The sequence below is a fragment of the Micromonospora sp. NBC_01739 genome, assembly GCF_035920385.1.
Lineage (GTDB): Bacteria > Actinomycetota > Actinomycetes > Mycobacteriales > Micromonosporaceae > Micromonospora.
Map to the genome: position 1 here is coordinate 2,454,160 of NZ_CP109151.1, position 23,048 is coordinate 2,477,207.

Here is a 23,048-nt window from a genome sequence, read left to right on the forward strand (position 1 = left end):
GCCACGCTCCTCTCTCCGGCCGGGGCCGGTCTCAGTGTTCCTCCACCCGGACCTGGTGCTCGTAGGAGAAGACCAACGCGTGCCGGTCGAGGGCCACCCGGGAGGTCGCCGTACCACGCCGGCCGGTGACCGGGTCGGCGGTGAAGAGCAGCACCTCCTCCACCAACGCGACGCCGGGCAGATGCTGGAGCACTCCGAAGAGTTCCCCGGACTGCACCGGCCGGCCGAACGGCCAGCCCGACCCGTCCGGCCCGCCACGCAGCGGGTTGAGATAGCCGTAGAGCGCGTCGAGCGCGGCGGTCCGGAGCCGCTCGACGGCCGTCCCGGGCCGGGCGGTCAACCGGGCCGCCACGGTGACGCCCTGATAGAACGGTGGCTCCACGGCCAGGCGTACCCCGATGGGTCGGCGGGCGTCCAGGTGCTCGGCGACGGTCGCCAGCATGTCGTCGGGCGGGATCAACTGCTCGAAGCGCAGTCGGTCACCCGCGTCCGCGACCGCCTCGGGCACGACGAGGACGCGTACCCCGCCGGCTTCGGCGCCGTCCCCGGCGGCCAGGCAGCGGATCCGGGCTGCGGCCGGCATCGCCTGTCCGGCGATCAGCTCGTAGTCGCGCGCGGTGACCGCCCGGTCCTGGGCCCGCAGCTGCACCGGACCCCGCTGTCGGGCGCTCTGCACCGACTCGCCGTCCACCCCACCGGCGGCGGCCTCCCGGTTCTCCACCCGGCTCACGTACGGCACCGAGCTGCGCAGCATCGAGATCGCGCCCCGGGCCACGTTGCCGCGTCGCCCGCCGCCGGTGCGGTACCGGCGGACCCGCAACCGGGCGCCGTTGCGTGGCACCGCGCCGTACCGGCGGAGGGTTCCGTCGGGTTCGCGGACGGCCGGGCCGAAGGCCACCTCGCCGGTGGTCCGGTCCACCGTCACGCACCGTTCGTCCGGACCGGTGCCGCCGAAGGCGTCCACCTCGACCCACTCCTGCCAGCCGGTGCCGTCGGAGACCTCGACCACGAACGGCTCGTCGTCCGGGATCACCGGCGGACGGAGCACCCGGAAGCGTTGCCCCGGCACCCCCTCGGACTCGCCTAGGGACTCGCCGACCACGGTCTCGGCGTGCACCCCGGCGACCGTGCCGCCGACGGTGAAGGCCGAGGCGGCCCGGATCGTCGGCGACGCCGAGTAGAACGGCTGGCCGGGCTCGGCCGCCACCAGCCGGCACCGCAGCCAGCCGGCCCGCTGGCCGCCGACCGTGGAGGTGGTGTGTCCGGCCGGCACGTGCAGCACCACATCGCCGGGCCGGTTGAGCCCGCCCGTGGAGTCGCTGTCCACCTCGCACTCCACCCAGCCGGCGCCGTCCCACGCCTCCCAGCGCAGCGGCGGCTGCCGGGGGTCGACACCGATGCCCTGGACCCGGCTCTCCAGGCGCAGTACCACCGCGCAGGACGGGACCGCCGAGTCCAGGCCGAGCAGCAGGGCGTCGCCGACCGCGGGCGGGTCGGCGAAACAGGAGACGTCCCGGCCGTCCCACACCTGGTCGGTACGGTCGGCCGCCGGCCCGTCCGCGGGGTGTACCCGCAGGTGGACCAGCTCGCACGGCACGATCGCCAGGTCGGCGGCGGTAGTGAAGACGATTGCCTCCTCCGTCTCGGTACGGACCGTGCTGGCCTCGGTACCGGCCCGCAGCAGCACCGCCTCGGCCTGCGGGGCGGCGAGCCAGAAGGTCAGGTCGGCCCGGGCGGCGGTCGGCGGGAAGAGCCGGACGCCGATCAGATCGAGGAAGGCCAGGTAGTTCTTCTCCGGCACCCGGTTCAACCGGTACAGCAGCTCGTCCGTCATCTGGGCGAACGCCTCGATCAGGGTGACGCCCGGGTCGGAGACGTTGTGGTCCGTCCACTCCGGACAGCGCTGCTGGATGAATCGCTTGGCGTCGTCGACCAAATGCTGGAAGCGACGGTCGTCGAGGTTCGGCGCGGGCAGGGCCATCAGTTCCTCGCCTCCGTCTCGGGCCCGTCGTGCGACGGGATCACGTAGAACGGGAAAACCAGGTTGCGGGGATCGTTGGTGCCCCGCACCAGGTACCGGATGTCGATGTAGAGGGTGCCCGCCTGCACCTCGTCGAAGCCCACGAGCACGTCGGTGACCTCGATCCGGGGCTCCCAACGGTCCAGCGCAGCCCGCACCTCGAAGGCGATCTGCCCGGCGGTGTTCTCGTCCGCCGGAGCGAAGACGTAGTCGTGCACCCCACAGCCGAACTCGGGACGCATCGGCCGCTCGCCGGGGGCGGTACCGAGGATCAGCCGGATCGCCTCGATGATCTCCCGCTCCCGGTTGACCAGGGCGATGCCGCCGCCGGCGTCCAACCGGAGCGGGAACGCCCAACCTGCGCCGATGAACTGCTCCGCCACCTCGCTCAGCCCCCGATGAGAACGCTGGCGGCGCCGGTCAGGATCGTGGCCGAGCAGGTGGTCCGGTCCCCCATCCGGGCGGCGGGGAAGCCACCGATCAGCACCTGTCCGCGTACCGACGGCGGGCCGGGCAGCACGACGTTGCCCGGGCCGAGGGCCAGGTGCGGCGGCGGGACCGGACAGGTGCAGAGCGTGCCGACCACTGCGGCTGGCAGGCCGCCGATCAGCACGCTGGAGACGCCGAGCGTGGGTCCGGCGGCCGGCACCGGCGCGCCGGTGCCGGGCGGTCCGACGGTACCGGTGGGCGCGCCGTGGCCGATCCGGTCCCCGATCCGGGCTGCTGGTGGCATCGCGTCTCTCCTTGCTCTGGCGCTGGGGCGGTGGTCTCAGTTGATCCGTACGACCCGGCCGCTGACGGCGACGCTGGCCCCGGTGAGTTTCAGTTCGCCGGCTCCGGCGTCCACCGACACGCCCCGGCCCTTGACCGAGACCGGTCCACCCGACTCGACCGACACCCCCCGGCTCCCCTCGACGCTGACCTCCGTTTTGGCCTCGATCACCACGCTGCCGTCGCTGCGGACCACCACCGAGGTACCGGCCCGGTCCAGGTGCAGCAGCAGGTTGTCGGTGCCGCTGTGGGTGCGTATCCGCACCCCCTGCGGGGTGTTGGCGGTGGGCCCGTCGAGCAGTTCCACCCAGTTGCCGGTGCTCCGGCGGCCGGCGGCCCGGCCCTGGCGGGAGGCGAACGAGAGCCGGTTCACCGCCCCGCTCGTCGGGTCGACCAGCGGTACGTCGTGCGGCGAGGGCTGGTCGACGCCGTTGTAAAGCCCACCGACCACGTACGGCCGGTCGAGCAGTCCCTGTTCGAACCCGACCAGCACCTCATCGCCGACCTCGGGGCAGTAGACCCCGCCACCGCCGACCCCGCCGAGTTGCACCGTGCGGACCCAGTCGGTCTCGTACTTGTCGTCCAGCCACGGGAACCGCAGCTTGACCCAGCCCCGGTCCCGGCGTTCCGGGTGGTTGCGGTCCATCGCGGCGTTGACGTCGGTGACCACGCCGATGGCCAGTCCCGGCATCCGGGCCGACCGGGCCGGGGACCGGTCGCCGCCGGCCAGCCCGGACAGCGACCGGTCCCGGCCGCCGCTTACCGTCAGCCAGGTCTGGTAGAACCGCGCCGGGCCGAAGACGTGCCGGCTGGTGGTCACGGTGTACTTGCCGGCGAACGGCTGCCCCACCCCGGTCAGCGCGAACGGCACACCGGCCCGCAGCCGCGGGTTGCCCCGGACGGTCACCTCGAGTTCGGCGAGGCCGGCCGCCACCCGGGCGGCCAGGGCGCGGGACACCGTACCGACCTCGGCCAGGGTCTCGTACGGCACGTCGGCGACCAGCATCTCCGCCGTACCGAACCGGGCCGCCACCTCCCCGGCGGTCACCGGGAGGCTCAGCTCGTCGCTGTCGCGTACCGGGCTGCGCCCGATCACCGGCTGGCGGGTCCGGCGATCCCAGCCCCGCACCTCCACGTCGGTGAACTGGCCGACCGAGGTGACGGTGGCGCGCATGGTGAGCACGTTCCCGTCCACCTCCGCGACGAAGTCACTGCGCTCGGCGGTCGTCTGCGGGCCCGGGGCGGAGGCGGCGCGGACGGGTCGACGGAACTCGAACTCGCCGTCGACCACCGCCACCTCGGCGTCGTTGTCGGCCGCCAGCATGGTGAGGAACTCCCAGTCGCTGACGTTCGGTTGCGACACCACCTCGTAGACCACGGTGGTGGGATCGATCCGGCCGATCGGCAGACCGGCGGACCGGGCCAGGTCCCGGGCGATGTCGGAGGCCTTCTGGTTGCGGTAGCTGGCGACCCGTCGACCGCGCATCAGCCGGTGCGACAGATCCATGGCCCGGATGGTGGTGTAGGTGCCGGTGCCGTCGAACTCCGTCTCGGCGGTCACCACCTCTCCGGTGAACAGTGCCGTCTCGCCGGTGCCGTCGCCGGTGCGCACCGCCACGGTCAGCTTGCGGCCGATCTCGATCCCGGTCTTCTCCAGCAGCAGGGATCCCGGGTCGCGGTAGCGCAGGGTCGCCGCCGCCGGTACCCCGGAGCCGTCGTCGACGGAGCCGTACACCAACTCGTCCGCCCACGGATCGGGAAGCTCGTCCACCGGCAGGCCGACCTTGAGCAGATTGGTGAGGTTCCCCTCGGACACGCGATCTACCTACCTTCGCCAGCGAGGGCGACCGTCCCGGCCGGCGGGCCCAGGTCGCGGGACGGCACGGGCCGGAACTCGTCGGCGGCGGGCAGCAGCAGCTCGGTGCCGGGGCGGAGCCGGGTCGGGTCGTCGAGGTCGTTCGCCTCCGCGATGACCCGCCACACCGTCGGGTCGCCGTACTCCCGGTGGGCGAGCAGCGGCAGCGAGTCGCCGTCGACCACCCGGTGCATTCGTCGGGCGGAGCGACCGCCGGAGGTGGGGTTCTGGCCGGGCTTGCTGCCGCTGATCTCGGTCAGGGTCAGGTCGCAGGTCGCCCGCAGCGGGGTACCGGAGCTGTTGAACAGGGTGTACGTCGCGGTGACCTGGCTGACGTACGAGTAGAACGAGACGGTCTGGAACTGGCCCCAGGTGAACTTCACCCACGGTGGCGACGGCGCCTTGGCCGCGATGCTGGCCATGGTCGGCGTGCAGCAGGACAGCAGGGTCTCGACCCGTTGCTGCACGGTACGGCCGTGTGTGTCGGTCACGTCGAGGAACACCGTCAGGGAGAGGGTGCGCGGCTCCGAGCCGCTGAACTCCGGAATCCCGACCTGCTCCGCGCCGCGGACCACGTGCGGGATCCAGGCCGCCGACTTGGTCAGGGTCAACTGGTTCGGGTTGAACATGAAGACGATCGGGCCGTCGAGCCGGCCGCCGGGCCGGTTGCCGCCGCCCTGTGGCGGCTGGTAGCGCTGGAGGAACGCGGAGACCTTGCCGGTCGGTCTGGTCATGACGCCACCGCCGTACCGGTCCGGCACCCTGGGCGCGGCACCTAGCCCACCTCCAGGAAACCGTTGTACGCGAGTTCGATGCTCTCCGTCGCCGCCTCGGAGCGACTGGGCCCGAAGGACGGACCGGTCCAGCGCACGAGTACGACGTCGGCCAGGCCCCACTGCACCAGCAGGGCCCGGTCGGGCCGCAGTGCCGCGATCTGGGCGGTGCCCCGGGTAATTCCCTGAGGCAGGGTGGAGAGCAGGCGGGCCACCTTGGCCGTGTCCGGAATCAGCGGCCGGGTGAGGGTGACGTTGGTGTAGCGCACCCGGGACGGCAGTTGCCAGACGAAGCCGTTGTTTCCGCCCTCCTGGTGCTGCTCCACCTCGACCTCGCAGCCGAGCCCGTCGCACGAGTTCCAGTCGCCGAGGTCGATCCCGTCGATGCGGAGTCGGAAGTGGACACTGGTGCCCGGATCGGTACCGGTCATCGGGCACCGTCCAGCCATCGGCCGGTACGCTCCCGGCCCAGCCGGAGTTCGGCCCGCAGCAGCCGGGAGATCGGTTCGACGAGGCGGTGGGCCAGTTCGTCCAGTGCCCGGCGGTCCAGATGGTGGAACCGTTCGGCGCTCTCGCGCTCCTCACGTCCCGGGCCCGAGGAGCCGCGCGGGCGACCGCCCGTGGGGTCCGAACCCGCCGTCGTACCGGTGCTGCCGGTGCTCCTCACCCGGCCGGCGGTCGGTGGGTCGGCCGTAGCCGACCGCTTCTGAACAGCCGGTCCGGACCGGGGCGGCGTCGGCGTCGGAGTGCTGCCGGCGGTGCAGGCGTGCGAGGCCCGCTGCACCGGCAGCGCGGCGTCAGCCGTTCGGAAGGAGGCCGCACTCCCAGGAGCTGTTCCGACTCCGGCCCCGGCGGCACCGCCCGCCGCCGGCCTGACTCCGGCAGCCGGAACCGGGCCGGGCATCGACGGCACCGGCACGGCGACGGCGGACGCCGGTCGCGGACCGGCGACCTGCCGGCGGAGTGGTCGCGTGGGTGTCGGCCGAGGGAGCAGGGCCGGGGTGGTCCGGGTCTGGACGCCGGAGGAAACTGCTGCGGGACCCGTCATGGCGGGTACCTCCCTGCTGGTTGGCGGAGTCCGGCCGGTCGTCGTGGCGGTGCCGGCCGACGGGTCCGACCCGCCGCCGGAGGGGCGGCTCCAGCGGATCGGCACCGCCCGTCCGGCCGGGCCGGCGGGCAGCGTCGTCACGGAGGCCGCGCGGTGTCCCGGCGGGGTCGCGGTGGTGCGACGCAGGATCGGCAGCCCGGGCCGTCCGCCGAGCAACGGAACCAGGTCCGGCCGCCCGCCGGCCGGTCCGCTCCCGGCGGCACCCCGGGCCGGGGCCGCTCGACCTGCCCGCCTCGCGGTCGGCCCGGCATCCGCCGCCGGCGCGGTGGTGACCGAGGCCGGTGAGGTGCTGTGCGGAGGTGGTAGGGCAAGGTCCGGACGCGGCGGGGCGGTGACCGACGCCGGCAGGGTGGTGTGTGGTGGCGGCGGGGCGGTGACCGACGCCGGCAGGGTGAGGTCCGGACGCGGCGGGTCGGTGATCGGAGCCGAGGACTGCGGTCGGAGGGCCGGCACCCGGGTGCGGGATTGCCCGGCGGACCCCTCGGGGTGCGGCCGTTCGACCGGCAGCCGGGAATGCGGTTCGCCGGACCGTTGCACCGACCGGGCCGCTCGGCCCGCAGCGTCGGTCCCGGCCGGGACCGCGCCGCCACTCGGGGCAGCACCCCCACTCCGGGCCGGGCCGCCACTCCGGGCCGGGCCGTCTCTCCGGGTCGGGCGCGGCTCCGGCGGCGTGCGCGGCGTCGACGGACCGGACGAGCCGGGTGCGGCGGCGGAAGGGGTGGCCGGGTTGGCGGAAGGTCGGGGCAGGTCGGTCGGGGCGGAGCCGGCCGGCGGTCGGGACCTGGTCACGAGTCGGGGCCGGACCTCCGGGTCGAGCGGGGCCCCGAGGCCGACTGGTGGTCCGGACGGCGGGCCTGGCCGGTGGACCGGTGGACCGCTCGGACCCGCTGGAACGCCCCGAGACGGTCCGTCGCCGGAGCCGGAGAGGCCTGCCCCGGCGGTCGGGCCAGGGGCGGTCGGGCTGGGGCGTGGCGTCGCAGCGTCGGGGCCGGACGGGCCGAGTCGGACCAGCGGGATCGGGCTGTTAGCGGGGACGGTGGGAGCAGCGGGCACCGCAGAGGTGCCGGGACGGTCGTGCGGCGCGGTCCCGCTCCGCCCAGATGCGCCGGACGGACCGGCAGGTCGACCTCGGTCCGGCTCAGCTGCTCCGGCCGTACGCCGTGCCGATGGGGTGCGATGGCCGTCCACACTCGACCGTTGCAGCGGAGTCCCGGTGCTGGCGTCCGCACCGGACCTTCCGGCACCGGACTCCGGAGGCGTCGACCGGGGCAGGGGCGAAGCCGGCCGGAGCACCGTGGCCGGAGCGGACGGGTCGGGCGCCGGCAACACGATGGGTTCACCGAGACCGAGGCGGGGGCCCGAGGCACCGGTGCGGCGGACTCCTGACATCGGCGCGTCCGGTGCCTCGGACGCCGGGCCACGCCCGGTCGGCGCCGCGACGACCGGAGGCGGGGTGGCCGCGCCGGGCCCGAGCGGGGAGGGATCCGTGGCGGCGGAGACCGGGGCGACCGGCGCCGGGGTGCTCCGCGACGGCCTGGGGGAAGGCGCCGAGGCGGCGGCGCCGGAACTGGCGGCGTTGCCGGGGGAACCGCCGGGATCCGCACCGGTCCGGGCGGCGGGGGCCGGTGGCCGGGCGGACTGACCGGTGCGGTCGGGCAGGGTGCTGGGAAGTCGTCGAGGCGCGGCGGCGACCCGGGCGACCGTCAAGGGCGTACCGGTCCGGCGAGCCGGGGACGGGCGTACCGGCGTCGCTTTCGCGGGGGGCGGGGTCGCGGCGGAACGGGTCGGCGGCGCACCTGCGGCCTCGGTCGCCGGAGAGGTGTCGGGTCCAGGCGGTTCAGCGAGGGGCGGGGAGGGTGGGCCACTGTCGGGTCGACGCAGTACCGGTAGGACCCACCGGGGCGGTGCCGCCGACGCCGGTGCCGGTGGGAGCGGACGGAGCAGGTCGTGCGCCAACCCGCTGGGGGCGTCGGGGCTGACCAGGTGCGCCGGTGGGCTCCGGAAGGCGGGGTTCTGCCAGGTGGCCAGCCGGTTGCGGAACCCGACCGGGTCGCTGAGCGACACCTCGGCACCGCTGACCAGACCGGTCATCGGTGGCACGTCCCGCCAGCCCGGATCGGCGATGCCCCGGGTCGGTCCGGGGGCCGGAGCCGGGGCCGGGTCCGCGGTGGTTCGGGCTCGCTCCCCCCGCCGCCGGAACAGGTCTCGTAGGCCCATGGTCGGTCACCGCCCCTCGTTGACGCGGTTGTTGATGGCAGCGATCTCCTTGACGTAGCGCCGTCGCTCGTCGTGACGCAGGTCGAGGATCTCGTCCCGGGACCAGTGGAAGTGGTAGGCGACGTACGCGACCTCCTCGTAGAGCCGGTCGGCCGCGTACGTCACGATTCCCCCGGGCGACCACCGGCGAGGTCCACCTCGAAGCCCGAGGCGCAGTGCGGGCAGGTGACCGCCGCGCGACTGTGTCCCTCCGCGTTGATCCGCCGGTAGAAGTCCTGCAGGAAGGCCAGGTCCGAGGCGAACAACTGCTCCACCTGCTCGGCCCGTACATCGGTGATCGTGCCCAGCCGGGTGATGACCATGCTGAGCAGCACCACCGACAGGTACGCGGGATTGTCCTTGACCCTCAGGTCGACCAGCGGGGAGAGTTCGTCCCGGGCGGTGGCCAGCCGCATGCTGCCGTCCCGGTGCACGGTTCCCGTCTCGTCGACGTACCCCCGGGGCAGTTCGAAGGAGAACTCGGTCTGCAGCCGGGGCGGGGCGGACGGGGTGGTGGGAACAGCCGCCGGGGCCAGGTCCTCGCCGTCCGGCGGCTCGTCCAGGGCGGTGCGCGAAACGGTACGTCGCCTCATCGACCTCGCGGCGTGCCACCCCGGCCGTCCGGGCCGGATGGCAACGTCGCTGCCTCCCTTCAGAGGATCGGTGCAGATGCACGGGGAAGGTCACGGATCGCCGTGGACCTCAGGAACTGGTGATCCCCTCGAAGACGATCGTGATCTTCTCGGTGGCCGGGGAGGTGTCGCCGGCCCGCAGGCTGGGCCCCTCCCACCGGCTGACCCAGGCGTTGGTCAGGTCCCACCGGCGCTGCTCCGCGTTCTCCGCGTCCACGATGATCACGCTGATGTTCTGCCGGGCCGTGTTGATCGCGCCCTTCTCGTAGGTGTCCTTGATCCATTCGGTGAAGGCGCTGCTCTTGTCCAGGCCGCGGGTGATGGTCACCTCGCCGCCCTTCCGGGCCCCCGGGATCTTGCGGATGATGTACTCCCCGGTCGGGGTGACCTGGGTGACCTCGATCGCGTCGAGTTCCACGGTGAGGCCGCTGACCTCCTGGACCGATTCGACCCGTGCCTTGCCCAGTTCCACCTGGAACCGGTGGGTAACGAAGGTGTCGCCCGTCTCCGCCATCGCTGGCTACCGTCCTTTCCTAGCCGTCACATCGAGGTCTGTGGTGCGTACGCGTCGGGTCATTCGGAGACGAGGCTGGTGCTGTCGGAGTACTGCGACATCCGGAAGACGACGAACTCGGCGGGCCGCACCGGGGAGACGCCGACCTCGCAGACCACCCGGCCGAGATTCACCGACTCCGGCGGGTTGGTCTCCCGGTCGCACTTGACGTAGAACGCCTCGCTGGCCGTGCTGCCGAACAGCGCCCCGGCGCGCCACTCCTCGGTGAGGAAGGCGGCGATGTTGCGCCGGATCGTCCCCCAGAGCCGCTCGTCGTTCGGCTCGAAGACCGCCCACTGGGTGCCGAGCAGGATCGACTCCTCGATGTAGTTGAACAGCCGGCGCACGTTGATGTAGCGCCAGGCGGGGTCCGAGGAGAGGGTCCGGGCACCCCACACCCGGATGCCGCGACCGGCGAAGGTGCGGATGCAGTTCACCCCGACCGGGTTGAGCAGATCCTGCTCGCCCTTCGTCACCGTGTTCTGCACCTCGATCACGCCGCGCAGCACGTCGTTCGCCGGGGCCTTGTGGACCCCGCGTTCCGCGTCGGTCCGCGACCACAGGCCGGCGACGTGTCCGCTCGGCGGCAGGAACCGGTGCTGCCCGCTGGCCGGGTCGAACACCTTGATCCAGGGGTAGTAGAGGGCGGCGAACCGGGAGTCGTACCCCGCCTCGTCCTGTCGCCAGGTCAGCACCTGCCGGGCGGTCAGCTCCGGCGGCGGGTCGAGGACCGCCATCCGGTCGCCCATCTGCTCGCAGTGCGAGATGACCCCCAGTTGCACCGCCTTGACGTCGTCGAGGCTGATCCGGCCCTGCTGGTACGCGCACATCAGGTCGGGCACCGCGACCATGGTGATCTCGTCGACCGCCTCCAGTCCGCCGAAGCCGGTCCGGGCGTCCGCGTCACCCACGTAGTCGTCGGCGGAGATCCGGGCGGGCAGGCCGGCCTCCTCGGTCGGCACCGGCGGTACGCTCACCGACTGCTTCGAGGGCCGGGCCAGCGAACTCGCCGGTGCCGCCTCCTCGATCGCGATCAGCTTGGACCGTTCCCGTACCTGGTTGACCACGTACGCCTTGGTGTTGCGCTTAGCGGAGACGTCGAACGCCTCCCGTTCCGTGCCGCCCTGCCGGACGACCAGCCGGAACCGGTCCTCCGGCACGGACTCCCCCTCGACGTCGGCCACCTCCACGGTGAGCTCACCGGCGTCACCGGAGCCGGGCAGGGCGGTGACGGTGAAGGTGCCGAGCGCCACCGGCGGCCCGGCGGCCGTGCGGCCCGTCCCGGTCGTCGCCTCCGGGGCACCGACCCGCACCACGTAGCAGAGGCCGCCACCGTTGGCGAAGTAGCCGTACACCGCGTGCGCGAGATAGGCGTCGTCGACCGCCCCGCCGAAGGTCTGGACGAACTGGCTCCAGTTGGTCACCAGGGTCGGGGTGTGGAACGGCCCCCTGGCGGCGAAGCCCACGAAGGCGGCGACGGCGGTGCCCACACCCTCGATCGGGCGCGAGCCGCTCGGCACCTCCTCCACGTACACCCCGGGTGACAGGTACGACGGCATGACACGCTCCCTCGGGCACGACGGCTATCCGTGAGGAGAAGTCTGGTCACGCTCGGCACCGGCGACCATGACTCGACGGGCGGGCGGCGGGGAAGCGGCCACTACCCGAAGGGGCAGTCCGTCCGGAGTGCCGTCAGATGGCGGATGTCTCTCCGGACGGGGGCCGGAGAGGCTCCGCGTACCCGGGGTACACCTCGGAATGTCTCCGCCGCGTACGCGGCCCGGATTTCCGGAGTGCTCGGATGCCCATCCCCAGGCGACACGTTCCCGCCGGGATCGTGCTGGAACCCGCCGCCCGCCAGTTCGCCGAGGCGACCGCGCGACCGCCGTACCTGCACGAGCTCGGGCCGGATCGGGGCCGGGAGATCCTGGAGGACCTCCAGTCCGGGAATCTGCCCAGGCCGGAGGCCGACCTGGACGAGCGGGTGGTGCCCTGCGGACCCGGCGGTGGGATCGTGGTGCGGGTGGTCCGGCCCTCCGGTGCCATCGGCCGGCTGCCGGTGATCCTCTACTTGCACGGCACCGGCTGGGTGCTCGGGAGTCGCCGCACCCACGACCGGCTGGTCCGGGAACTGGCCGCCGGAACCGGGGCCGCGGTGGTCTTCCCGTACTACAGCCTGGCGCCCGAGGCGTGCTACCCGGTGGCGGTCGAGGAGTGTCACGCCGTGCTGCGCTGGCTCGCCGACCCGGGCGCGACCGACCTGGACGGTGAGCGGATCGCCGTGGCCGGTGACTCGGTGGGCGGCACCCTGGCGACGGCGGTGACGCTGCTGGCGAAGCGACGCGGTACGCCGAGACCGGCCGGGCAGGTGCTGTTCTACCCGGTCACCGACGCCCGCTTCGACACCGGGTCGTACCGGATGTTCGCCGAGGGCTTCCACCTGCGTCGGGACACGATGCGCTGGTTCTGGGACCAGTACGCGCCGGACGAGGCGGCCCGGGCCGAGGTGGCCGCCTCGCCGCTGCGGGCGACTCCGGAACATCTCGCCGGGCTGCCGCCGGCGCTGGTCATCACGGCCGAGGCTGACGTGCTGCGGGACGAGGGCGAGGCGTACGCCCACCGGCTGCGGTCGGCCGGCGTCCAGGTCTCGGCGACCCGCTACCAGGGCATCATCCACGACTTCGTGATGCTCGACGCGTTGCGCAGCACCGAGGCGGCCGAGGCGGCCATCAACCAGGCGATCACGTTTCTCAAGCGGGCACTGCGGTTGGCCTGAGCGGGGTGGCGGATGGCCGCCCACGCGACCGCCGGTTCCCGATCCGCCCCGCGTGCCTTACCCGGAAATATGCCCTCATGGTCACCGTCGACTGCCCGCCCGGCGCGCAGACTTGCGAACGGCAGAAAATCTTGCGGGCCGGAGGGAGCGCGATGCGGGCCGGGGAGTGGCGCCAGGACCAGGGCGAGCGCGGTACGGGAGGGGCGGTCCGTCGCGGTGACGCCGCCTCCGGTGCCCGACCGGAACATCCGATCATGGCGCTTCAGCACGCCGCCGGGAACGCGGCCGTCGCCGCTGCCCTCTCCGGTGAGTACGGAAGCGCGCCCGCCCTGCCGGTGCAGCGGGCACCCGGCGACGCCCAGTCGACCGCGACCGAGCAGGCGGCAGCGGACTACACCTCGCGCCTGTCCCGGGGACCGCTGCTCAGCACCGCCGAGCAGGCGGAGATCGAGCGGGCCGGTCCGGGCAGCGCGGTGCAGGCCGAGACCGGGTCGTTCGAGGAGGCACAGGCGTACCTGGACGCCAGCAAGTACTACGACTGGCTGCAACTGCCGCCGGGGAAGCGACTGTACGTCGCCACTCTGGCCTGGCAGAGGCGGGCGGATGCCGGAGGTATCCGCGACACCCCCGCGTACGTGCTGGCCCGGGGCATCATGATGCGGTCCGCGCCGGAGGGCGACCCGCTGCGCGAGGAACTGGAAGCGGAACTGACCACCGACGTGCGCGACACGTTCGCGGCCACCCTCGCCGCCCAGGACCTCCAGGAGGGCACCGCAGCACTCAGTGCGCAACAGATCGAGGAGTTCAACCGGAAGAACCAGCAGGCCAACACGCTGCTCCGGCGGCTCTTCGTGATAATCCAACAGGGTCTGGAGGTGGCCGGGGCCGAGGGGAAGAACTCGGCGGACCGGCAGTGGCGACGCCACACCGGAGCCGTGGCGCGGGCTCTCGCGCACGGCGGGCGGGTCAACGTCCGGGTGGAGATCCCCCGGGCGGAGACCGCGGAACCGATCGGTGGCAGGTCGCTGCCGGAGTGGTTGGGGATGCGGAACCTGCCGAAGCGGGCGTTCAGCACGCACGACATGACCGGCGGCAGCGAGGAGACGCTACGCGAGGTCGGCGGCGTGAAGGCGACGGCCGGCAAACTCCTCAAGTACCCCCGGCGCGACGAGCGTGGCGCAGACATCGCGGCCGGTGGGATCGGCAGCCGTGACTTCAACGGCGACGTGGTGCTACCCAACGGCCTGCACGGTCACATCCTGCTCATCTACAAACCGCCCACCACCAGCGACATCGGCTGGCTCCAGATCGGCCTGGAGACCACCGCCCCCGAATCGGTGAAGGACACGGTGCTCCACGCGATCGGGCTGTCCAAACCGGATCCGAACGCCCCGAGGAATCCAGTCGGATACCGCCACACCGCCAAGTCCACCGAGGCGACCGCCAACCCGGCGTCCAGCGTCGGTGGGCTCAAGCAGGACAAGATCGGGACGGGCAAGCTGGACACCATGCGGGTCACGCTCGACGGCGACTGGTTGCGCAAGCTCAAGGCGGAGGACGCCAGACTGACCGAGCAGATCAACCGGGCGGGCAGGGACGAACGCAGACTGCGGGAGATCTTCCACGCGCTGGTCGGCACCGACGAGGACTACGCGCAGCTCATGGCCGATGAGCTGCCGGCCGCCGCCGGGCCCGAGTCCGACGACCCGGACCGGATCGAGGCCGGCCCCCGGTGAGGCCGGCCTCGACCGTGGTCGGACTGACACCCGACCCGTGCTCTCTCGACTCACCGCGGCTCCGGCGGGACGGGGCGCAGGATCTTGCCGTCGTCGGAGTCGTCTTCGAGCCGTACGGCGGGGACGTCGAGCAACTCGTTGATGCCGGGAAACCGGTCGGGCAGGGCCACGTCGCCCGCGATCGCCGGGGTCGATTGGGCATTTACGTGGGTACGGGCGTGCGACTCGCCGGCCTGCATCAGGTACTTGCCCGGTTGGCCGCCCGAGGCTACGGTCTGCGCCCGGTCCCGCCGGACCACCTGTTCACCATAGGTGTTCAGCAGAACGGCGCGGCTGTGGATGTTCGTGCCGACGCGGCGCGCGGGCCGACCGCCGGTGCCCTTTACCCGCATACCCGTGCTTCGCGCCTTGGCCAAGAACCCGGCGAGGTCGACGGCGAACCTCGCCCGGTAGCTGTCGCAGAAGTTGCTCAGCTCCCGGCTCATCTCGCCGCCGGCGAGGTACGCGTCGACCAGGCGCTGGTGCACGTCCTCCCGGAGCGACTCCAGATACATCGTCTGCACCCCGTTGTTGTGCAGCCGCTCCATGTGTTCGACCGCCCAGGCGAAGAACGGTTCCTCATGATGCGCTCCGCCGATGACCAGACCGTCGTTGACGGTCAGGAGCATGTCCGTCGCGTCGGCCGCCGGCATCGGGACCCCCCGCAGCATGGCGGCCGTGACGTCCCGCCGGGCCTGCGCGTTCTCGTCGCCGGACTCGTTCGCGTACTGCGTGGCCCGGTCCACCGCATCGGTGGCGAGCTGCTGGTCCCGCGCGTCCTGGGCCTGCCAGTACGGCAGGGACGCCGGGTCCCGGCGACCCAGTTGCTCCATCATCTCGGCGTTGCTGCGGGCACCGGTGGCACCGCCGGTCATCGAGACACCCGCCTGTAGGGCCACGTTGGTCAACGCGGTGCCGAGGTCATATCCCGTTCCCAGTGGACTCATCTCACTCTGCGAGGTCAGGTCCGTGTCGAGGGTGATGCGCTGCTTGTGCGGGGTCCGCCCGGTAGCCGCATGGTAGGCGGCCTCCAGCTCGGTCCAGGTGGTCGGGTCTTCCACCTGGGTGGCGGGGCGCCGTCTCGAGTGCGACCGGCGTGGCCCCCGGACCTGGACCGACGGGCCGGCCGGTTCCCGGTGCAGTTCGTCGGCGGTGACCCGCTGGACGGACGGTGTGCCCGTCGCCGACTCCGTGGGTGCGGACCCGGCCGCCTGCGACACCGGATGGACCTCATGTACGGGCGGCGGTGTGCTCAGGGCACGATGGGCGTTGGCCTCCGCCGCCCGCTCGAAGGCGTCGCCCGGGTCGGAGACCCGTAGGCCGTTACCGTCCTCGGTACCGGCGACCGGGCCGGAACGTTGCTGGATGACGTGGGTCAGTTCGTGGGCCAGGGTGTGCCGGTCGCTCCCGCCCCGGCCGAGCACCACGTGCGGTCCCGACGTGAAGGCACGGGCTTCCACCTCCGCCGCCGAGCGTTCGGCGAGCGCACCGGTGTGCAGGCGTACGTCGGAGAAGTCGGCGCCCAGACGGGCTTCCATGTCCCGCCGTACCGGCTCGGCCAGTGGGCTGCCGGGCGAGCGCAGCACCTCGGTCACCGCCGACCGCTGCACCGGCTCCGACTCGTGGCCGTGGTCCGGGTCGGCGCAGCGCATCCGCTGCACCGCGCGGGTGGCGGCGGCGTTACCGGCCCGGTGTTGCAGGTCCAGGATCCTGGCCGCCGCACCGCCCGGCCCGACGCCGGCAGGCCCGACGGGCACCGCACCCGTCTCCGGCCGGGCCTGCTCGGCGCCGGTGGTCTCCGACCGGGCCGGGGTGACGGGGCGGGCCGAGACGTCACGGCCAGCCGGATCGTGTGCTCGCATCGCTGCCCTCTCGTCAGTGGATCCGCGCGGGTTCCCCGCGTGGTTGATGCGCGCCGAACTCGCTCTCCAGCAGCAGTCGGCCGAGCTTGCGGTACTCCCGCTGCACCGCGCCGACCAGGTCCGCCATCCGCACCGGTCGGCCGGCCTCCGCAGCCAGGTACGCGGCGGTCACCACGCATGCCCGGATGCTGCCGCCGGCCAACTCGAAGCGGCGGGCGCAGAAGTCCAGGTCCAGGTCGGGGTCGCGGGGCAGTTCGGTGCCGAGGCAGCGGTCCCAGAGCGCCCGCCGCTGCGCCACGTCCGGCATGGCGAAGTCGACGATCAGGTCGAGCCGTCGGGTGAACGCCTCGTCCAGGTTGGCACGCAGGTTCGTGGTGAGCACCGCGACGCCGTCGAAGGACTCCATCCGTTGCAGCAGGTAGGCGCTCTCCAGGTTGGCGTACCGGTCGCGAGCGTCCTTGACCTCCGACCGTTTGCCGAAGATGGCGTCCGCCTCGTCGAAGAGCAGCAGGCCGTTGACCTCGGCCGCCTCGGTGAAGATCCGTTCCAGGTTCTTCTCCGTCTGGCCGACGTACTTGTCCACCACGGTGGACAGGTCCACGACGTACAGGTCCAGGCCGAGGTCGGCGGCGACCACCTCCGCCGACATGGTCTTGCCGGTGCCGGAGTCACCGGCGAACAACGCCAGCACCCCCCGCCCTCGCCCGCCGCCGGGGCGCATCCGCCACCGGCCCAGCACCCGGTCTCGGTACCGCACCCGCAGCGCCAGCTCGCGCAACTGGTCCTCGACCGAACCGGGAAGCACCAGGTCGGTCCAGTCGACCCCGGGTTCGATCCGCCGGGCCAGCCGGGCCAGGCCGCCGGCGTTCTGCCCGCGTACCCCGGCGCGCAGGTGGTCGGCGTCGATCCGGTCGGCGCCGGCGAAGAGGGCCAGCTGGTCGGCGGCCTGCGCGGCCCGCCGCACCTGGTCCGGGCCCAGCAGGTACGGCGCCAACTCGCGCGCCGGGTCCACGCCGTCGAGCCAACCGGCGGGCCGGTCCGCGTCCCGCGCCCCACCGGCCGCCCGCCACAGCTGGGCCCGACCCCGCTCGTCCAGCGGCGGGGCGGTGACCAGCAGCGGTGCCCGACGTGTCCAGTGTGGATCCCACTCGGCCGACCCGGTGAGCAGCACCGGCACCGGCTGGTCGGCGACCCGGCGAAGCAGCCGGGCGTGCTCCGGCCGGCCGACCGGATCCAGGGCCTGCACCGGGCCGACCACCAGGCCGGCGCCCCGCAGCCGGGCCTCCCGCACCGTCGCGGCCAGCGCCTCGGCGGGAGCGGGGTCGGCGGCCAACGCGTCCAGGTCGAGCCGGAGCACCGATCGGCCGGCCCGGAGCAGCGCCGCGACGGCCAGGTCGTCGGCGGCGCAGCCGGGACGCTCCTGCAGGTAGCCCAGGTCCACCCCGCAGCGCAGCGCCGCGCCGAGCCGCGCGACGGTTCCGGTCCACTCCGAGCTGTCCGTCCGGCCCGACCCGTCCGAGGCGTCGGCGTACGCGGCGGTGGCCTGGTCGGCCGTCGGCCAGGCCACCTCGGCCAGCCGGGCGTCCGGCATGTCGTCGCCGAGCAGGTGCGCGGCCACCCGGTCGGGCACCCGCAGCGCACGGGACAGGTACGGCTGGTCCGGGTGCTCGACCAGCAGCAGCCCGCCGGCGATCAGAGGCGCCCAGCCGGCGAACCGGGCCCGGTCGGCGGCCTCCCCCGGCGACCTTCCGCACAGTTCCAGGGCCAGCCCCACGGTCGCCCGGCGTCGGCTGACGTCGTCGTTCAGATAGCCGTAGAGCCGCTCGTACCGGGCGTCGACGTCGGGTAGCAGCGCCACGAGCAGCACCTCGACGTCCAGTCCGGTGAGACCGAAGGCGGCTGCCAGCCGCCGGAGGCGGGATTCGGTCCCGGCCCCGTCCGCCCGCTCCCCCGCCGGATCCACCGGCTCGGGTCCGCCAGACCGGGCCATCAGCCGGTCGATGTCGTCAGGCGCCAGGTACAGGCCCCGGAAGGGGTCGTCCGGTTGGGGGTCGTCCCGGCGGCGATCGGCGACCAGTCGGGCCACCCGCGCCGCGACCAGTCCGAGCCGCTCCCACAGGTACGCCGTGTCGTCCGCGCCGCTCACCGCCGGTCGTCCCGTTGGCTCGGTCGCCGATCGTCGGGACCGGTCGCGGCCCGCTCCGCCCCGCCGTCGGTCCGTTGTCGGGCCGGGCCGGTGCGGGTACGCAGGCCCGCCGGCCGCCCGGAGGTGTCGCCGACCAGCACCGTGCGCTCCTGTACCGGTGGCGCGGCCGGGATCCGGCGGGTGGACACCGGCGCGATGATCACCAGGTCCAGCGAGGGTTTCAGTTCTCCACCGAGCGCGCTCCACACGTCGGCCAGCGCCCGCCCCTCACCGGGGGGTGCGGCGACCGACATCGGCACCGACAGGCTCAGCGTCGCCAGTGAACCGGTCAGCCGGGCGGCCGGCAGTTCGTCGTACCGGACCAGACCGGCCAGCAGGGTGGCGAGCAGCCGGTGCTCGTCGGTGGGCCGGTTGGTCCACGCGGTCAGCAGGTAGGACAGCGCGTAGAAGTGCGGCGAGTCGTGCCAGGCCACCGTCCGGCCGGTGGCGTCCCGCTCGGCGACCCGACCTTGGAAGTGCCGTGACCGGTCCTCCCGGATGTCGTAGAGGAACAGATTCACCGTCGGCGCGTTGCGTCGGGCCGCCCACTCCCGGGTGGGCGGGTCGAACGACACCTCCGCACCGGTACCCGCCATCATCTCCTCCAGGACCAGCCCGCGCAGTCCCTCGTCGACCTCGTGTATCACCCGTCCACTCCCATCGTCGTCACCAGCGCCGGTGCAGCAGTCCGGGTGGCTGCTGGGCCGGCAGCACCACCAGGAACGGGGTACGCACCGGACTGAACCCCGTGCCGGTGGCCACCGCCTGTCGGCCACCCAGCCGGTCCTTCGGCAGCACCAGCAACTGGGCGGTGAAACTGCCGTCGGCGGCCGGGCGCACCGGCGGGGCGGCGGCGGTGATCCCCAGGTCCCAGGAGAGCCGCAGCGGCCGACCGGGTGGGAAGTCCTCGCCCCGGATCGAGGCGACGAACCCGGGCGGTCCGATCGACGGCACCGCCACGATCCGCGGGGCGAGCACCCGCAACGGCCTACTGGCGGTGTCGTTGTCCGGGTCGGCGTTGCCGCCGGTGGTGCGCACGGTGCCCCGGACGGTCGTCTGCAGCGCCGCCTCCGGGGAGAGGGTCCCGGTGACGGTGGCGGCGGCGCCCGGGGCCAGGTCCGGCACCGGGCAGCCCTCAGCCGGGCAGTTGGCCAGTGCCCCGCCGACCGATACCCCGCCGGGCAGGGCCGGTTGGACCCGCAGACCGGTCGCGGTCGTCCCACCGGCGTTGCGCACCGTGTACCGGACGGTGACGGTGCCGCCGACGTACCCCGGCTGCGGGTCTACCGAGACGGTCAACGCCGGATCGGCCGGGCTGCCCGGCGGTGCGGGAACGACGCGTACCGTGGTCGTCGCACGGTTGTCCGACGGGTCGGTGTCGATCGGGTCGGCCTCGACCGACCAGGTCAGCTCGAAGTCGCCCGGGGCGGTGCCCACCAACTCGACCCCGATCTCGACGGTACGGCCCACGCCGAGACGGCCCAACTCGCAGCTCAGGGTGGCGAGTGCACACTCGCCGACCGGGGTGTCGAAGCCGGTCACGGAGAGCCCCGGTGGAACCTCGAGACTGCCCCGGACGGCGTCGGCGGCGGCCGGTCCCTGGTCGGTGACAGCGAGCCGCAGGGTGGTCCGGCCGCCCACGGTGGTGCCGGGCGCGGGTACGGACACGGCGGTGGCGACGTCGAAGCGGCGTTGCCAGGTCGGCTCCTTCTGCCGTCCGGGCAGGTGCGCGGTCAGCGGCCGGATGCTGCCGTCCCCGAGGTCATAGCTCCACAGCGCCTCGGGCGAGTTGTTGTCCTCGGCCCGGCGCGCCGAGAAGGTGAGCCGCTCGCCGTCCGGTGACCAGGCGACGTCCCGTGGCTGGTGCGGACCCTCCTCGCGGTCCGGCACCGCAAGGGCGCAGGATCCGCCGCCGGGCAGCAGCAGCCGGCACCGGTTGTCGGCCAGGTCGACCAGGATCAGGCCGTCGGCCTCCCGGTTGAACACCAGCCGGGTGCCGTCCGGGGAGAAGGCGGCGCTGTCGTCGACGACCGGGCAGTCGTAGCCGCAGATCGTCTCGGTCATGTCCGTCTGGTCAAGTCCGTCCGCGGCGTTGGCGGTCCAGACGTGCGTCAACATGTCACCCCGGTAGGTGCCCCGGGTGAAGGCGAGCCGGGTGCCGTCCGGCGACCAGGCCGGCTGAGCGTCGTCGAGTGCGGCCAGGTCGTCCCGGACCGGCAGCTCCAGCAGGCGCCGCCCGGTGTCGGCGTCGACCACCTCGATCCGGGACGGGGTGCGCGGCGCCTCGGGGCCGTTCCCGGGCGAGTTGCGGACCAGGGCTAGCCGGGTGCCGTCCGGCGACCAGGCCGGGTCCGTCTCCCGGTCACCGCGCCCCCGCCCGGCGATCGGCAGCAACCGGGGCCGGCCGCCGTCGGCGTCCACGATCCAGATCCGTTGGGTCCGGACGCCGTCGACCGTCTCGAACCGGCTGACCGCGATCCGCTGCCCGTCCGGCGAGTACGCCTGCCGCTCCAGCCACGGATCGCCGTCGACCGGATACCAGAGCAGTCGGGAATCGATGATCGCCCCGGGATCCTCGCGCAGCACCGGCACGCGCAGGTCGCGGGGATCCACCCCGTCCGGACGGATGTCCTGCAGGGTGGCGGTGGTCCGTTCCAGGGCGCTGGTCCGGGCGACCAGCAGCTCTTCGGTGTCGGTGCCCGGGGCGGCGTACCAGGTGGGGTGGCTGACGTCGCGGTCCTCGGCGAGCCGTGGCACCACCACGCACAGGCACGGATCGTCGCGGACCAGCACCGAGTAGATCCGATCGACGGTCCCGGTCGTTCCACCGTCCGGCAGGGTACGGCTCACGAACGCCACGGTCGCCCCGTCGGCCGTCCACGCGGGCTGCCGGGCCTGCCAGGCGGGCAGCAGCATCCGCGTCCGGTCGGTGCCGTCCGGCGCGATCAGCCACACCTCGGGGTGCGGGCCGGCCGGACCGACGGTGTAGGCGATGCGGTCGTGCGTCGGGTTCGGGTCCCAGGACGGCTCGGTGGCCCCGGTGGATTCGGCGGTGATCCGGGTGACCGGGCCGCCGTCGACGGCGACCCGGTAGATCTGCGGGAGGGTGTCCGTACCGCGTAGCCCCGCAAAGGCCAGCGTGCGCCCATCCGGCGACCAGGTCGGCCAGGTGTTGTCGCCGGTTCCGTCGGTCACCCGTCGGGTGTTGCCGCCGTCGACGTCGACCACGTAGATGTCCTGCCCGCCGCCATCCCGGCCGGCGGCCGAGCTGTAGGCGATCCGGGTGCCGTCCGGGGAGAGCACCGGCCGATGCTCGTCGGTCGAGTTCCGGGTGACCCGGCGTACCGGACCCTCGCCTCGGCGCAGGTACACCTCGGTGGTGCGCTCGTCGCGTCGACTCACCCAGGTCGTCGCCGACCCGCGGGCCGAGATCTCGTCGTCGAAATGGTCGGGTCCGGACTCGTTGAGCGGGGCCGCGGTAGCTGCCGGTCCCTCGCCCCGGATGATCCCCAGGCTGCGGTGCCCGGTGCCGGCGTACGCGATCCGCTGACTCACCTCAGGGTTCGGCGGCGGGCCGGGCGCCGCCGTCGGAGCCGGCGCGGGCGCGGCCCGGCCCTGGCTGACGAACCCGGCGGTGGGCGGCAGCGCACCGATGAGCAACACGGCCAGTACGGCGGGGATTCCGATTGAACGTCGCAAGTGGACCTCGACGGGCGTGCGATGGATGAAGGTGACCGGCGGCCGGCCACCATCGTCCGGCGGTTCCCGGTCGGCCGGTGCGGACCGGGAGGCACCGTCGGGGGCAACGGTGCTGGCCCGTTCAGGCAACCCGCCGCCCCGGTGCTCAGATCAACCCGTTGCGCAGGGCGTACGCCACGGCGTGCGCCCGGTTGCGAAGCTGCAACCGGCTGGTGACCCCGTGCAGGATGTTCTTCACGGTCCGCTCGGAATAGGAGAGCTTGCTGGCGATCTCCCCGGTGTCGAACCCGTCCGCGACCAGCCGCAACACGTCCACCTCGCGGCTGCTCAACCCGAGCAGGGTCAGGCCGCGCGGTTCGAGTACCTGCCGCTGAAGTCGGCCCACCTGGGCCATCAGCCGACCGAGCAGGTCGGCGGGGAGGGCACCCTCGCCACGGGCGACGGCCAGGACGATGTGGCTGAGCCGCTCGGCGCTCGCCTCGGATCGCCGGACCACTCCCACCACGCCGTGCTCCACCGCGAGAGACAACCCGGCATCGTCGATCCTGGCCGGCACCAGCACCAGTTTGGCCCGGCCGGCCCGGTGCAGTCGGCGTAGCAGCCGGGCAGCCGACTCGTCGAGGGCGTCGATGACGACCAGCGCGACACTCTCGGGTGTCTCCTGGCCCGGCTCGACCACCCACAGGTCCGGCCGGGAACGGAGCTGACTCTCCACTCCCAGCCGCGAGATCGGGTCCTCCGCGTGAACGCTTACGGTGACACGGTGCACAACAACTCCCAGCA

The 23,048-nt window shown here is 73.3% G+C and carries 19 protein-coding genes; 3 read left to right on the plus strand and 16 right to left on the minus strand.

Annotated features, from left to right (window positions below; translation table 11 throughout):
* Positions 1–31 precede the first annotated feature (31 nt).
* Genes OIE53_RS10870 through OIE53_RS10900 form a run of 7 tightly spaced genes read right to left on the minus strand, consistent with a single transcriptional unit; the run spans position 32 to position 6,086 of the window.
* Complete coding sequence (locus tag OIE53_RS10870; protein ID WP_327026481.1) at positions 32–1,981, minus strand: putative baseplate assembly protein; 1,950 nt, start codon at positions 1,979–1,981, stop codon at positions 32–34.
* A complete protein-coding gene (locus OIE53_RS10875; protein WP_327026482.1) occupies positions 1,981–2,403 on the minus strand; it encodes a GPW/gp25 family protein in 423 nt (140 codons plus the stop codon). Before OIE53_RS10875 ends, OIE53_RS10870 begins: the two co-directional genes overlap by 1 nt.
* Before the next feature lie 5 nt (positions 2,404–2,408).
* Entirely contained in the window at positions 2,409–2,753 is a 345-nt protein-coding gene (locus OIE53_RS10880) for a PAAR domain-containing protein (protein WP_327026483.1), read from the minus strand.
* Between the two features lie 36 nt (positions 2,754–2,789).
* Entirely contained in the window at positions 2,790–4,607 is a 1,818-nt protein-coding gene (locus tag OIE53_RS10885; protein WP_327026484.1) for a VgrG-related protein, read from the minus strand.
* 5 nt (positions 4,608–4,612) lie between these two features.
* The gene (locus OIE53_RS10890) at positions 4,613–5,380 is read right to left on the minus strand and encodes a CIS tube protein (RefSeq protein WP_327026485.1); all 768 of its coding nucleotides are present in this window, start codon (positions 5,378–5,380) and stop codon (positions 4,613–4,615) included.
* A 41-nt stretch (positions 5,381–5,421) separates the two neighbouring features.
* On the minus strand, positions 5,422–5,850 hold the full coding sequence (locus tag OIE53_RS10895; RefSeq protein WP_327026486.1) for a phage tail protein: 429 nt from the start codon (positions 5,848–5,850) through the stop codon (positions 5,422–5,424).
* On the minus strand, positions 5,847–6,086 hold the full coding sequence (locus tag OIE53_RS10900) for a hypothetical protein (RefSeq protein ID WP_327026487.1): 240 nt from the start codon (positions 6,084–6,086) through the stop codon (positions 5,847–5,849). Before OIE53_RS10900 ends, OIE53_RS10895 begins: the two co-directional genes overlap by 4 nt.
* Before the next feature lie 1,927 nt (positions 6,087–8,013).
* On the opposite strand from OIE53_RS10900, the gene OIE53_RS10905 reads away from it, so the two are divergent.
* Positions 8,014–8,169 (plus strand): hypothetical protein, encoded by a 156-nt coding sequence (locus OIE53_RS10905; protein WP_327026488.1) that lies wholly within the window; start codon positions 8,014–8,016, stop codon positions 8,167–8,169.
* A gap of 581 nt (positions 8,170–8,750) precedes the next feature.
* Here the strand turns inward: OIE53_RS10905 and OIE53_RS10910 are convergent.
* From OIE53_RS10910 to OIE53_RS10925, 4 genes are all read right to left on the minus strand, one after another.
* Positions 8,751–8,909: a DUF6760 family protein gene (locus OIE53_RS10910; protein WP_327026489.1), complete on the minus strand. Its 159-nt coding sequence runs from the start codon at positions 8,907–8,909 to the stop codon at positions 8,751–8,753.
* On the minus strand, positions 8,906–9,376 hold the full coding sequence (locus OIE53_RS10915; RefSeq protein WP_327026490.1) for a hypothetical protein: 471 nt from the start codon (positions 9,374–9,376) through the stop codon (positions 8,906–8,908). Before OIE53_RS10915 ends, OIE53_RS10910 begins: the two co-directional genes overlap by 4 nt.
* Before the next feature lie 109 nt (positions 9,377–9,485).
* Complete coding sequence (locus tag OIE53_RS10920; protein WP_203869023.1) at positions 9,486–9,929, minus strand: phage tail protein; 444 nt, start codon at positions 9,927–9,929, stop codon at positions 9,486–9,488.
* 59 nt (positions 9,930–9,988) lie between these two features.
* Positions 9,989–11,527, minus strand: coding sequence for a phage tail sheath family protein (locus OIE53_RS10925; protein WP_327026491.1), 1,539 nt, complete (start codon positions 11,525–11,527; stop codon positions 9,989–9,991).
* A gap of 242 nt (positions 11,528–11,769) precedes the next feature.
* On the opposite strand from OIE53_RS10925, the gene OIE53_RS10930 reads away from it, so the two are divergent.
* Entirely contained in the window at positions 11,770–12,744 is a 975-nt protein-coding gene (locus OIE53_RS10930; RefSeq protein ID WP_327026492.1) for an alpha/beta hydrolase, read from the plus strand.
* Positions 12,745–12,896: 152 nt separating this feature from the next.
* Positions 12,897–14,480: a hypothetical protein gene (locus OIE53_RS10935; protein ID WP_327026493.1), complete on the plus strand. Its 1,584-nt coding sequence runs from the start codon at positions 12,897–12,899 to the stop codon at positions 14,478–14,480.
* Positions 14,481–14,530: 50 nt separating this feature from the next.
* Here the strand turns inward: OIE53_RS10935 and OIE53_RS10940 are convergent, their stop codons facing one another.
* The 5 genes from OIE53_RS10940 to OIE53_RS10960 all read right to left on the minus strand — a co-directional run bounded on the left by OIE53_RS10940 (position 14,531) and on the right by OIE53_RS10960 (position 23,034).
* Positions 14,531–16,381: an eCIS core domain-containing protein gene (locus tag OIE53_RS10940; RefSeq protein ID WP_327026494.1), complete on the minus strand. Its 1,851-nt coding sequence runs from the start codon at positions 16,379–16,381 to the stop codon at positions 14,531–14,533.
* Between the two features lie 13 nt (positions 16,382–16,394).
* A complete protein-coding gene (locus tag OIE53_RS10945) occupies positions 16,395–18,527 on the minus strand; it encodes an AAA family ATPase (RefSeq protein WP_327026495.1) in 2,133 nt (710 codons plus the stop codon).
* On the minus strand, positions 18,524–19,213 hold the full coding sequence (locus OIE53_RS10950) for a DUF4255 domain-containing protein (RefSeq protein WP_327026496.1): 690 nt from the start codon (positions 19,211–19,213) through the stop codon (positions 18,524–18,526). The genes OIE53_RS10945 and OIE53_RS10950 overlap by 4 nt, the downstream gene beginning before the upstream one ends.
* Positions 19,214–19,232: 19 nt before the next feature.
* Positions 19,233–22,265 carry a hypothetical protein gene (locus OIE53_RS10955; protein WP_327026497.1) on the minus strand — a complete coding sequence of 1,011 codons (3,033 nt, stop codon included), beginning with the start codon at positions 22,263–22,265 and terminating at the stop codon, positions 19,233–19,235.
* Between the two features lie 145 nt (positions 22,266–22,410).
* Positions 22,411–23,034, minus strand: a complete 624-nt coding sequence (locus OIE53_RS10960) for a helix-turn-helix transcriptional regulator (RefSeq protein WP_327026498.1) — start codon at positions 23,032–23,034, stop codon at positions 22,411–22,413.
* Positions 23,035–23,048: the final 14 nt, after the last annotated feature.